Source organism: Stenotrophomonas sp. YJH_SMC_27, assembly GCF_059369815.1.
Window position 1 is genome coordinate 151,671 of the sequence record NZ_JCAFTA010000005.1, and the last position, 12,429, is coordinate 164,099.

Annotated in this window: 10 protein-coding genes and 1 pseudogene; 7 read left to right on the top strand and 4 right to left on the bottom strand. The window is 67.8% G+C overall.

Features of this window, described 5'->3' with window-relative positions:
* Nucleotides 1-43: 43 nt before the first annotated feature.
* Nucleotides 44-472 (top strand): annotated as a pseudogene (locus AC5P7R_RS09965) (peptidoglycan-binding protein); the annotation flags it as partial.
* Nucleotides 473-520: 48 nt separating this feature from the next.
* On the opposite strand, the gene AC5P7R_RS09970 reads toward AC5P7R_RS09965, so the two are convergent.
* On the bottom strand, nt 521-1,408 hold the full coding sequence (locus tag AC5P7R_RS09970; protein WP_495213829.1) for a LysR family transcriptional regulator: 888 nt from the start codon (nt 1,406-1,408) through the stop codon (nt 521-523).
* 97 nt (nt 1,409-1,505) lie between these two features.
* Here AC5P7R_RS09970 and trpB point away from each other — a divergent pair, with 97 nt between their 5' ends.
* From trpB to glmM, 5 genes are all read left to right on the top strand, one after another.
* Nucleotides 1,506-2,723, top strand: coding sequence for a tryptophan synthase subunit beta (gene trpB / locus AC5P7R_RS09975; protein ID WP_014647880.1), 1,218 nt, complete (start codon nt 1,506-1,508; stop codon nt 2,721-2,723).
* Nucleotides 2,720-3,409, top strand: coding sequence for a hypothetical protein (locus tag AC5P7R_RS09980; RefSeq protein WP_058981118.1), 690 nt, complete (start codon nt 2,720-2,722; stop codon nt 3,407-3,409). Before trpB ends, AC5P7R_RS09980 begins: the two co-directional genes overlap by 4 nt.
* Nucleotide 3,410: 1 nt before the next feature.
* Complete coding sequence (gene trpA, locus AC5P7R_RS09985; protein WP_019660594.1) at nt 3,411-4,220, top strand: tryptophan synthase subunit alpha; 810 nt, start codon at nt 3,411-3,413, stop codon at nt 4,218-4,220.
* 214 nt (nt 4,221-4,434) lie between these two features.
* Nucleotides 4,435-5,310 (top strand): acetyl-CoA carboxylase, carboxyltransferase subunit beta, encoded by an 876-nt coding sequence (accD, locus tag AC5P7R_RS09990; RefSeq protein ID WP_019660593.1) that lies wholly within the window; start codon nt 4,435-4,437, stop codon nt 5,308-5,310.
* Nucleotides 5,310-6,671: a phosphoglucosamine mutase gene (gene glmM / locus AC5P7R_RS09995; protein ID WP_495213830.1), complete on the top strand. Its 1,362-nt coding sequence runs from the start codon at nt 5,310-5,312 to the stop codon at nt 6,669-6,671. The genes accD and glmM overlap by 1 nt, the downstream gene beginning before the upstream one ends.
* A gap of 79 nt (nt 6,672-6,750) precedes the next feature.
* On the opposite strand, the gene AC5P7R_RS10000 is transcribed toward glmM, so the two are convergent.
* The 3 genes from AC5P7R_RS10000 to AC5P7R_RS10010 all read right to left on the bottom strand — a co-directional run bounded on the left by AC5P7R_RS10000 (nt 6,751) and on the right by AC5P7R_RS10010 (nt 10,653).
* Nucleotides 6,751-7,608: a polysaccharide deacetylase family protein gene (locus AC5P7R_RS10000; RefSeq protein WP_021203418.1), complete on the bottom strand. Its 858-nt coding sequence runs from the start codon at nt 7,606-7,608 to the stop codon at nt 6,751-6,753.
* On the bottom strand, nt 7,601-8,686 hold the full coding sequence (locus tag AC5P7R_RS10005; RefSeq protein ID WP_495213840.1) for a glycosyltransferase family 4 protein: 1,086 nt from the start codon (nt 8,684-8,686) through the stop codon (nt 7,601-7,603). The genes AC5P7R_RS10000 and AC5P7R_RS10005 overlap by 8 nt, the downstream gene beginning before the upstream one ends.
* 80 nt (nt 8,687-8,766) lie before the next feature.
* Nucleotides 8,767-10,653, bottom strand: coding sequence for a DUF3413 domain-containing protein (locus AC5P7R_RS10010; RefSeq protein WP_111102197.1), 1,887 nt, complete (start codon nt 10,651-10,653; stop codon nt 8,767-8,769).
* 152 nt (nt 10,654-10,805) lie between these two features.
* Here AC5P7R_RS10010 and AC5P7R_RS10015 point away from each other — a divergent pair, with 152 nt between their 5' ends.
* Complete coding sequence (locus AC5P7R_RS10015; RefSeq protein ID WP_050563262.1) at nt 10,806-11,783, top strand: isopenicillin N synthase family dioxygenase; 978 nt, start codon at nt 10,806-10,808, stop codon at nt 11,781-11,783.
* The last annotated feature ends 646 nt before the right edge of the window (nt 11,784-12,429 follow it).

The window sequence follows — 12,429 nt, forward strand, 5'->3', positions numbered from 1 at the left end:
ATGTCATCGTCGACGGTGAGCCTTGCAGCAGACCCTCAACCAGGGACTGTCCGCCGACGGCATCGTCGGTCGCCACACCGCTGCCGCCCTGGCGGCGTGGCGTGTGCAGGGTCATGAACCCGCAGCGGCTGTGCCCAAAGGGCCGTCGCTCAACGATGCATCGCATCCGGACCACGCACTGCACAACGCTGGCCGCAGCAAGCTTCCCAGCGTGTTTTCCGAAGAGGCTGCGGCCAATATCACCCTGCATGCAAAGCAGAACGGTATCGACGCGGCCCACAAGCTGCAGAGCATCACGGTGCAGGATGGCAAGCCGTTCGTGATGGGCACGACGCCTGGCTTCCGCACCGCTGTCGATCTGGCCCAGGCGCCGCCGTCGCTGGAGCAGACCAGTGCCAAGCTGCTGGCAGATCCGTCGCACCAGCAGCAGGTGCATGAGGAGCAGCAGCGGGTCGCGATGGGCGGTCGCTGAGGCCTGCGTTGCCGGCTCCGGGAGGTGAATGCCGCCCGGGGCCTCGTCTCATCGCAGTTGCGCTGCTGCCCAGTCGGCCAGGGCGTCTACCCGTGCATCGGCCGGGCCATCCGGCCGCGCCAGCACCCAGAAGCCGCCGGTGGCCGCAAACCCCCACGGTGCGACCAGCCGGCCTGCTGCCAGATCTTCGGCCACCAGCGGCTCGGGCGCGATTGCCGGGCCCAGCCCGGCCATGGCTGCTTCCAGCAGGTAATAGAGATGTTCGAAAGCGGTGCCCAGCTGCAGCTTTGACGGGTCCAGGCGGTGTGCCTGCGCCCAGGCGGGCCAAGCCTGTGGACGTGACGTGGTGTGCAGCACGGTTTCCTGCAGCAGTGCCGAGGGCGGTGCCTGCCGCAGCCGCTGCGCCGCCGGATGTGACGGGGCCACCACCACACCGACCCGTTCCGGTGCCAGCTCGCGGACCTGCCAGCCGCGTGGCCACGGTCCCTGCGCCAGCAACAGCACGGCGTCCAGCGCCGCCTGCGCTTCGGTGAAACTGCCGTCCAGCGCCGACCACTGCAGGCGCACGCCGGGCAGGGCGGCCTGCAGGGCAGGCAGGCGCGGAATCATCCAGCGTGCCAGTACGCTGCCGCTGCAGCCCAGTACCAGTGCTGGGGAGGCCGCGGGCCGCCGCAGCTCGCGCACGCAGCCTTCGATCCCGGCGAAGGCCTCGCTGCACGCTGCCTGCAGGCGCGTACCCGCAGCGGTCAGGCGCAGGCCGCGACCGGCACGCTGGAACAGCGCCAGGCCGAGGTGATCCTCCAGCAGCTTCAGTTGCCGGCTGACCGCGCCGTGGGTGACGTGCAGGTCCTGTGCGGCGCGCCCGACGCCGCCAAGGCGGGCAGTGGCTTCGAACGCGCGCAGCGCATTGAGGGGAGGCAGCAGGGAGCGGCTCACGTGAGATTTCCTGACGATATGTGCCAGATAATATCCATTTTTCCGGTCTTGACCCGTGCGCTAGAGTATCCACCTGTCTGAACCACCGGTCGTATCCATGTCTGCCTCCCCCATTGCCGACTACCACGCCTTCCCGGATGCCCAGGGCCACTTCGGCCGCTACGGTGGCAGCTTCGTTGCCGAAACCCTGGTCGGCCCGCTGCAGGAACTGGCCCAGGCCTATGACCAGGCCCGCCAGGACCCCGCGTTCCAGGCGGCCTATGACCGCGACCTGGCGCACTACGTGGGCCGGCCGAGCCCGATCTATCACGCCCAGCGCCTGAGCGATCACGTCGGCGGCGCGCAGATCCTGCTCAAGCGCGAGGACCTGAACCACACCGGTGCGCACAAGATCAACAACACCATCGGCCAGGCACTGCTGGCCGCACGCATGGGCAAGAAGCGCATCATCGCTGAGACCGGTGCCGGCCAGCATGGCGTGGCCAGTGCCACCGTTGCCGCGCGTCTGGGCCTGGAATGCGTGGTCTACATGGGCGCCACCGACATCGAGCGGCAGAAGATCAACGTCTACCGCATGAAGCTGCTCGGTGCGACGGTGGTGCCGGTCACCTCCGGCTCGGCCACCCTGAAGGACGCGCTCAACGAAGCGATGCGCGACTGGGTGACCAACGTGCAGGACACCTTCTACATCATCGGCACCGTGGCTGGACCGGACCCGTACCCGCGCATGGTGCGCGACTTCAATGCCATCGTCGGCCGCGAAGCGCGTGAGCAGATGCTGGCCGAGTACGGCCGCCTGCCCGATGCGATCACCGCCTGCGTCGGCGGCGGCAGCAACGCCATCGGCCTGTTCCACGCCTTCCTCAACGATCGCCAGGTCGAGATCGTCGGCGCCGAAGCCGCCGGTGATGGCATCAGTACCGGTCGCCATGCCGCCTCCATCGCAGCAGGCCGCCCCGGCGTGCTGCACGGCAACCGCACGTACGTGCTGTGCGACGATGACGGCCAGATCATCGAGACCCATTCGGTGTCGGCCGGCCTGGACTATCCGGGCGTCGGCCCGGAGCACGCGTTCCTGGCCGATACCGGCCGCGCGCGCTACCTCGGCATCACCGACGAGGAAGCGCTGCAGGCCTTCCATCTGCTGGCGCATACCGAGGGCATCCTGCCCGCGCTGGAATCCAGCCATGCGCTGGCACAGGCAATCAAGCTGGCGCGTGAGCGTCCGCGTGACCAGATCGTGCTGTGCAACCTGTCCGGCCGCGGCGACAAGGACGTGCACACCATCGCCGCGCGCGAAGGGCTTGTGCTGTGAATCACGTGCTGCGCCACGGCGGGGCGCTGGTGCTGGTGATCGGCATGGGCGGCTGCACGCCGCCCGATCCACCGGTGCTTGCCCCGGCGCCGGCCGCCCCCGCGGCGATCGCCCCGGCACGCGAACCGGCCAGCAACGACGATGAGGCCGCACATCGCCCGATCGAGGGCGCGGCGATGTCCACGGCAGGCGACGGCGGCGAGGACCAGGCGGCCCGGGCGGTGGTGTCGGTGGCCCTGGACCATGCCGGTGAGGTGCTGATCGGCCAGCCCTTCAGCGAACTGCAGGGCGAGGCGCAGTGGCACTCGGCCGGGCTGGGCGAGTCGACCGCTGGGCGTTGCGAGTACTACGAGCGCGGCACGCTGCCCGAGGGCGTGGCGATGATGGTGCAGGACGGCGACGTGGTGCGCTTCGACCTGGCCCCCATCGACGATTCCGGCCAGGTGGTGCTGCAGCCGGGGCCGTTCGGCCTTCATCTGGGCATGCCACGCGCGCAGGCACTCCAGCAGTTGCCCAAGGGCGTTTCCACGCAACCCTATGGTGATGATGCGGAGGCCGGCGAGAGCCTGCTCTGGCAGGACCCCGGTTCCGACCTGGCGATCCGTGTGGAGATCGTCGACGGCACCATCTCCCGAATGTACTGGGGCGCCAGCGGCGCCGTTGACCTGATCGAAGGATGTACCTGACATGTCCGTATCCCGACTCGATGCCTGCTTCCAGCGCCTGCGCGAACAGCAGCGCAAGGCGCTGATTCCCTTCATCACCGCAGGTGATCCCTCGCTGGAAGCCACCGTGCCGGTCATGCACGCGCTGGTCGATGCTGGTGCCGACGTGATTGAACTGGGCGTGCCGTTCTCCGATCCGATGGCCGATGGCCCGACCATCCAGCGTAGTTCCGAACGCGCGCTGGCGCGGGGAGCCGGCAGCCGCTATGTGCTGCAGGCGGTGGCGCAGTTCCGGGAGCGTGATGCGCACACCCCGGTGGTGCTGATGGGCTACCTGAACCCGGTGGAGATCCACGGCTACGCTGCCTTCGCCGGGGCGGCCGTGCAGGCTGGCGTGGACGGGGTGCTGCTGGTCGACCTTCCGCCGGAAGAAGCCGTTGAAGCGCAGCAGGCCTTCGATGCAGCGGGCCTGGCGCTGGTCCTGCTGGCGTCGCCGACCACCAGCCAGGCGCGTGCCGACAAGCTGCTGGCCCTGGCCCGTGGTTACCTTTATTACGTCAGCTTTGCCGGCGTGACCGGCGCCTCCGAGCGCCTGGACAGCGACGCCGCCAGCGCCCGCCTGCAGGCGTTGCGGGCGCGCGCCTCGGTGCCGGTGGTGGCGGGCTTCGGCATCAAGGACGCCGGCAGTGCCGCAGCCATGGCCCGCCAGGCGGATGGCGTGGTGGTCGGAAGTGCGCTGGTGGCGGCGCTGGCCGAAGCGGGCTCGGCTGAAGACGCGGCCCAGCGTGCGCGGGCGTTCCTCGCCCCGCTGCGGCAGGCGCTGGACGCGTAGCGGTAATGCTGGCCGCTGGCCGGCATCGTCCGTACCCACCCGCGTGCAGGGCCGCCGGCCAGCGGCCGGCACCGCGCAGCACCTAAACGTACGTCCCAGCATGGTTTTTCCGGCTGCCCCGTAGCTGGCAAGGGGGTGCACGGCCGGGGAAAGCGGAGCTAGACTGTCCGCCTTTGCGGCCCATGGGCCGCCCTGAACGGAAGTGTCCTCCCGCATGAGTTGGCTCAGCAAGTTGATGCCGTCCGGCATCCGCACCGACAACACCCCCAGCAAGAAGCGCAGTGTCCCCGAGGGCCTGTGGGAAAAGTGCAGCAACTGCGGCAGCGCGTTGTACCGTCCGGAACTGGAAGAGAACCTGGAGGTCTGCCCGAAGTGCGGCCACCACATGGCGATCCGCGCGCGTGCGCGCCTGGCGGCCCTTTTCGACGCCGACAGCACCACCGAGATCGGTGCGCGCCTGGGACCGACCGACCTGCTCAAGTTCAAGGATCAGAAGAAGTACAGCGAGCGCATCAAGATCGCGCAGAAGAACACCGGCGAATACGACGCGCTGATCGCCATGCGCGGCCTGCTCAAGGGCCGTGCGCTGGTCGCCTCGTCGTTCGACTTCGCCTTCATGGGGGGCTCGATGGGCTCGGTGGTGGGCGAGCGTTTCGCGCTGGCCGCAGAAACCGCGGTCGAGATCGGTGCGCCTTACGTGTGCTTCTCGCAGAGTGGCGGCGCGCGCATGCAGGAAGGCCTGTTCTCGCTGATGCAGATGGCCAAGACCTCCGCTGCGCTGGGCAAGCTGCGTGAAGCCGGGCTGCCGTACATCTCGGTGCTGACCCATCCGACCACCGGCGGCGTTTCGGCGTCGTTCGCGATGCTGGGCGACATCAACATCGCCGAACCGCAGGCACTGATCGGCTTCGCCGGCCCGCGCGTGATCGAGCAGACCGTGCGCGAGAAGCTGCCGGAAGGTTTCCAGCGTTCGGAGTTCCTGCTGGAGCACGGTGCCATCGACCAGATCTGCGATCGCCGCGAACTGCGCGACCGCCTGTCCGATCTGCTCGCCATGCTGGGTCGGCAGCCCGCGCCGCAGGTAGCCTGATGGGTGCCCGCAAGTACTTCGGCACGGACGGCATCCGTGGCCGGGTCGGGCAGGGCGTGATCTCGGCCGACTTCGTGCTGCGCCTGGGCAATGCGCTGGGCCGTGTCCTGCTCGCCCAGCGTGGCCAGGACGGACGCCGGCCGATCGTGGTGATCGGCAAGGACACCCGCATTTCCGGCTACATGTTCGAGGCGGCGCTGGAGGCCGGCCTGGTCGCCGCCGGCGCCGACGTGCAGCTGCTGGGTCCGATGCCGACCCCGGCGGTGGCGTTCCTGACCCGCACGCTGGGCGTGGACGCCGGCATCGTCATCAGCGCCTCGCACAACCCGCATTACGACAACGGCATCAAGTTCTTCTCGGCCCAGGGCGAGAAGCTCGACGATGCCACCGAGCTGGCCCTGGAGGCGGCGCTGGACGTTCCGTTCACCACCGCCGAATCGGAAAAGCTGGGCAAGGCATTCCGTGCACGCGAAGCGGTCGGCCGCTACATCGAATTCTGCAAGGCCAGCGTGCCGCGCACATTCGATCTGCGTGGCCTGCGCCTGGTGCTGGATTGCGCGCATGGTGCCGCCTACCAGATCGCGCCGCTGCTGTTCCGCGAACTGGGTGCCGAGGTGATCGGCATCGGCGCCGAGCCCAATGGCATCAACATCAACGCCGGCGTGGGCTCCACCCATATCGACAACCTTGCGGCCAAGGTCCGCGAGACCGGCGCCGATCTCGGTATCGCCTTCGATGGTGATGGCGACCGCGTGCTGATGGCCGACGACCAGGGCAACCCGGTCGATGGCGATGACCTGCTGTACATCCTGGCCCGTGCCTGGAAGGCCGAAGGCCGCCTGCGCGGCCCGGTGGTCGGCACGCTGATGAGCAACTATGGCATCGAGAAGGCCCTCGCCGACCTGCAGATTCCATTCGTGCGCAGCAATGTCGGCGATCGCTACGTGCACCAGGCGCTGATCGAAGGCGGTGGTGTGCTCGGCGGTGAAGCCTCCGGCCACCTGCTGTGCCTGGACCGCGCCACCACGGGGGACGGCATCGTCAGCGCCCTGCAGGTGCTGGTCGCGCTGCGCAACAGTGGGCAGACCCTGCGCCAGGCGCTGAAGGGCCTTGCGCGGGTACCGCAGAAGACCGTGAACGTGCGTCTGGGCAATGTCCCGGCCAAGACTGCGGTGCAGTCTGAAAGCGTGCAGTCCGCGCTGGCTGTGGCGCAGCAGGCTGTCGCCGGCCGTGGCCGCGCGTTCTTGCGCCCGTCCGGTACCGAGCCGGTGGTGCGGGTCACGGTCGAGGCCGATGACGCCACGCTGATGCAGGACACGCTGGACCGCCTGTCCGCAGCGGTGCGTGAAGCCGCTGCCTGAAGCGCGTGCATATTCGCACCAACGAAAAACGCCCCGCAAAGCCGGGGCGTTTTTCATTCAACCGGCAGGGGCGTGGTGCTTATGGCCCCGGCACCATCTTCTTCTGGCGCGCTTTGAAGCCATTGAACAGTGGCGCGATCAGCGGGTTGTAGCTCTGCGCGATGCGCTTGCGCAGCCAGCTGGCCGGGCGGTTGCGGATCGCGAAGCGGTAGATGCGCTCCGGATCACCGCCGACCACGTTGCGGCCGAACGGGTGGGTGGTGTGCAGGTAGCGGAAGCCCTGCTCGCGTGCCACCTCGATGTGGTCCTGGTCGAAATCGCCGTAGGGCCAGCACAGCGTATCGGACACCTCGCCGAGCTTGTCCTGCAGGACGTCGCGCGAGATCGCCAGATCCCGGCTGAGGCCCGCACGGCGCTGCGCACGGTCCAGATCGTCGCGGCGCAGCCAGCGGGTGTGGGTGTGGGTATGGCAATGCACTTCGAAGGTGCCGGCGGCAATGGCTGCGCGTGCTTCGCTCCAGCGCATCATCACATCGTCGCTGCGGTCCTGCTCGTAGATCGCCGCTTCGCAGCCACGATGGTCCGGCGTCGACGGCAGTGCCGCGCCGGCAATGCCGGCGTGCGGACGTTCCGGGCCTTCGCCCATCCAGCCGGTGACCACGAACACCACCGCGTGCATGCCGTACTTCTGCAGGATCGGGTGCGCATACACCCAGTTGTCGAGATAGCCATCGTCGAAGGTGATGACGATCGACTTGCGCGGCACCGGCTTGCCGGCCAGGAAGCCGGCGTACTGCTCCAGCGTCAGTGAGGTCCAGCCATTGGCTGCCAGCCACGCAATCTGGCTTTCGAAGTTCTCCGGCGACACGGTGATCATGCCCGGCGAAGGGCTGACGTGGTGGTGCATCAGCACCGGAACGGTTCGTGCATCAGCCATGTCCCAGCTCCTTCAGCCACTGGTGGTAGTAGTGTTCGGTCGCTTCACCGTGGCCGTCCGGCGTGAAGCGATGTGCGCCGTGCATCCACTCCCAGCCAGCGCGCCCCATCTGCCGTCGCCGTTCCGGGTCGTCCACCAGCAGGCGCAATGCACCTGTCAGGGCGGCATTGTCACCCAAACGGGTGAGGATCGCATTGCTGCCATCGATCACCATCTCCGGCACGCCGCCCACCCGCGTGGCGACGATCGGTACGCCCACGTAGGCCGCTTCCAGGAATACGGTGCCGGCCGCTTCCTTGTGCGAGGCCAGTGCGAAGATGTCGAAGCCGGCCATCAGCCTGCAGGCTCCATCGCGGTAGCCGAGCAGGTGGACCTGGCGCTGCAGCCCGTGCTCGGCGCACATCGCCTGCAGTCGTTCCGTCACGGCCTGGCCATCACCGACAATCACCAGGTGCAGGTCCGGGTTGGCTTTGCACAGCGGCACCATCGCCTGCAGCAGGTCGGCATGGCCTTTGGGCTCACGCAGCACGGCCACGCAGCCGACCACGATGTCCTGCTCGCCGAAGCCAAGCTCGGCACGCACTTCCGCGCGTACGTCCTGCAGGCACTGCCAAGGATCGGCCTTGCGGATATCACTCCAGCGCGGAGGCACCGCGATCGGCGGCACGACACCAATGCGCTCGGCTGGAATGCCGCGGTCGACCAGCAGTTGCTTGACGAAGCTGCTGACGGTCAGCACCCGGTGTGGAAGCCCGGTATAGGTCAGCAACGAGTTGACCGGGCTCATCAGATGGCGCGAGCGCACCACCAGCGGCGTGCCGCCCAGGCGTGCACCGGCGGCGGCGATCAGCGCATCGCGGCGGCTGGTGGTATTGACCACGTCGAAGCGTTCGCGGCGCACCAGCCGCGATACCGACCACATGCCGCGCAGCAGGCGTGCCAGGCCGCCCATGCGCAGCGGATGCACGGTGAATCCGTCCTCGCGTGCCAGTGTGGCCAGGCGTGCATCGGGCTGGCACAGCAATGACACCTCATGGCCACGCGCGCGCATCACCTGCATGTGCCGGAAGATGTAGATCTCCTACCCGCCCATTCCCTTGGCGGCTTCGGTATGCAGGATGCGCAGAGGACGGTTCATGCAGGATCGGTCCTTGAAGATCAGCGGTTGCGGAAGCGCGTCAGCGCTTCCCATGCAGAGCGGATGGCTGCGGCGTCCGGAGCCTGCTGCGGCAGCGGGCGGTAGTGCCGGTCGAGCGCGGTCGCGTTGCCGAACTTGTCGAATACGTAGATGGCATCGCCATGGCGTACAGCGCGTTGCGACCAGCTCTCCACCACCAGTGCACGTTCGCTGGCGGCGGGCGTGGCCAGCAGGTCCTGGCCGGTACTGAAGTCCGTCAATGCGTTCTCGCAGCCCAGCGCATGGCGCATCAGCGTCGGTACCCAGTCTTCGTGCGAGCTGGTGCGGACGTCGCGGCCAGCGGCCCTGCCTGGCCAATGCAGCACGAACGGGACCTGCAGCTGGTAATCGGAGAAGTTGCCGTTGTGGCCCCAGTAGTTCAGCTTGAGGTCGTTGAACTCTTCGGCATGGTCACCGGTGACCAGCACGATGGTGTCCTCGGCCAGGCCCTGCGCGCGCAGGTCGTCCAGCAGCGAACCGATCAGGCTGTCGGCATAGTGCACGGCAGTGCGGTAGCGGTTGAGTTCCGGCGTCGGGTCGTGGTCCGGCCCGAAGGACAGGAAGTCGATCTCCTTGGCCATCGGCGTGGCTACCGGTGGGTAGCTGGCGGGCAGGTGGTAGCCGGCGTGGGTGGAGTCGAGGAACACGAAGCCGAACCATGGGTGCTGCGCCGCCTGGCTGCTGCGGATGTCATTCCGCAGCGCGGCGACGATGGCTGCGTCGCGCTTGTCGGGGGTCATGGCGGAAGGGCCCTGGTGCAGCTGGTCGCGCACATCGGCAAATGCCGTGCGATCGAATTCCGGGCTGTACAACGGCGCGCTGCCGTACAGGTGCAGGTCGTAGCCCTGCTGGCCCAGCACCTGGAACAGCTGCGAGCCGCGCTGTTCGTCCAGCATGCTCTGCCAGTAGCCGCCGGGCAGGCCGTAGAGCAGGCCGAACAGGCCGTAGCGGGTGGCATTGCCGGTGCTGAAATGGCGATCGAACACGCGCGCGTCCTGCGCCAGCGCCGACGTGTTGGGCATCAGCTGCGGCGTCAGCACGTCCTGGCGCAGCGATTCCAGCACCACCATCAGCACATTGGGGCGGTGTGGGTTCTGGCAACGCAGGGGCTGGAGCGGATACAGCAGCTGCGCATGGCGCGGGTCGGGCAGGCCCGCCTGCTGTTCGCTTATGACCCCGAGCCTGCGCATGAAGCTCTTGGCGGTGATCGGCTGTGCCCAGGGCAGGTAGTTCCACTGCGCGATGACGGCACGGTCGCCGCGGGCATCGTAATAGGCCGTGGCGGCTTGGCCGCCGGCCATCAGCAGCGCAACGATGGCCCACCCTTGCAGGACCCGGCGGCGGCGCGGCCGGGCGGGCAGCAGCTTCCAGCATGCCCAGGCCAACAGTCCTTCAGCCGTGAAGATGGCGGCCACCAGCAGTCCGGCCTGCAGCCAGGTCTTCCACGACAACGCGACCTGGTCCTGCAGCGCACCGCCGAACACCATGTTCACCACCATGGCATTGAGGTGAAACCGATACAGAGTGAAAACCTTTGCATCAACCAGCAACAGGCACAGCCACAGGCCCTGCAGCAGCACGGCGCTGAGGCTCAGGGGGCGTGCGCTGCGCGGCCAAAGGCCCATCAGCAGCGGCAGCAGGCCGGCGAGGGCGCCGAATGCCAGCAGGTGACCGGGCAGGGCAACGGCCAGATAGGCCAGGCCCACGCTGCCCCCCGGGTTGTCTGCCAGCGGTACGTTGCCGAGCGTGATCGCCATGGCCAGCAGCGCGTTGCCGGCCACGAACAGCGACCACCACGCCAGGCGGCGCCAGTGGCGTGCGGGGCCGGAGGGCAGGGCGGTGTCGGCAGAGGGAGCAGCAGGGCGCATGAGGGACTGGGGCGGCGGGTGATGCAGGCGGCGGGATCCCCGGGGTGACGGAATCGTGGGGCCGCGCGCGGGTCGCGCATTGTATCTGTTTGTTTCTTCGTATCGGGTGGCGTCCCCCGGGCGATCTGTCACAATGTTCAGGTGGGCCATGAATGCGCTGGCCCCCCAGACCCAATGACAAGCCAGGAACCGCTGTGAGCCAGATCCCCACCCTCGACATCACCCGTTTCGACAGCGACCGCGAGGCCTTCGTGGCCGAGCTGGGCGCGGCCTACCGCCAATGGGGATTCGCGGGCATCCGCAACCACGGCATTCCGCAGGCCGACATCGATGCGGCCTACGATGCCTTCAAGGCCTTCTTCGCCCTGCCCGAAGAGGTCAAGCGCAAGTACCACGTGGCCGGCAGCGGCGGCGCCCGCGGCTACACCCCGTTTGGGGTGGAGACCGCCAAGGGCTCCAAGCACTTCGACCTGAAGGAGTTCTGGCACATCGGCCGCGAGATCGCCGACGACTCCAAGTACCGCGATGTGATGGCGCCGAACCTGTGGCCGACCGAGGTCGAGGGCTTCCGTGAGCGCGGCTACGGCCTGTACCAGGCACTGGACAACCTGGGGTCGCGCGTCCTGTCGGCGCTGGCCCTGCATATCGGCCTGCCTGCAGACTTCTTCGCCGACAAGACCAACTTCGGCAACTCGATCCTGCGCCCGATCCATTACCCGCCGATCACCACCGACGACATCCCGAACGTGCGTGCTGGTGCCCATGGCGACATCAACTTCATCACCCTGCTGGTCGGTGCCAGTGCCGCAGGCCTGGAAGTGCAGTCGCATGATGGCGAGTGGGTGCCGTTCACGTCAGACGCGGACACCATTGTGGTCAACATCGGCGACATGCTGCAGCGCCTGACCAACCACGTGTATCCGTCGACCATCCACCGCGTGGTCAATCCCCCGGGCGAGCTGGCGCGCCAGCCGCGCTACTCGGTGCCGTTCTTCCTGCACCCGAACCCGGACTTCCTGATCGACGTGCTGCCCTCGTGCATCACCCCGGAGAACCCGAGCCGGTACCCGGAGCCGATCACCGCCCACGGCTTCCTCGAGGAGCGCCTGCGCGAGATCAAGCTGAAATAAAGAGAAGCGAGGCCGCCGAAAGGCGGCCTTTTTCTTTGCAGGGTTGCACCCTGCACCCGCGGTAGTGCCGGCCGCTGGCCGGCAAACCCAAAGCCAAAGCGGCTCTGGGTTTCTGCGTGTTGGGCGGGGCGGCGTGGGTTGGCAGGACACGCCGTGAACCCCAAGACCGGCCCAGCCGCTGGCGGCTGTGCGTTCGGGCGCTTGCGAAGCAGTGCTTCGCAAGCAAAGCGACCTCACCCCTGGGGGCTCGATGGCGCCTTGCTCGTGTGCGCTGTCCTGCGCACACGGCAAGACCGGGGTTGGGCGTCCTGCCCAACCCGCCCGAGGCATGCCTCGGGCCCATGGCGCCAACGGTCCTGCCAACCCACACCGCCCCGTTCCCGACAGCTTCCCGGTGACGGTGGGTAAATCGCGATTCCCGGTGGGTGTCGACCTTGGTCGACGCGGTAGATCCACGCCATGCGTGGATGAGATATCTCTGTTCGAAGTGGGGTAGGGGGTTGGTCCAGCCAGCATCAACCCGGGATGCAGCTTTTGCCTTTGCTCTTGCTCTTCTTTTTTTCTTTCCGTGGCGGGCGGAACCGCCGGAATGTGTCAAAGGCCGGGCGGGTGGGGCTGCGCAGGGGCGTGAGCCGCATGGATGCGG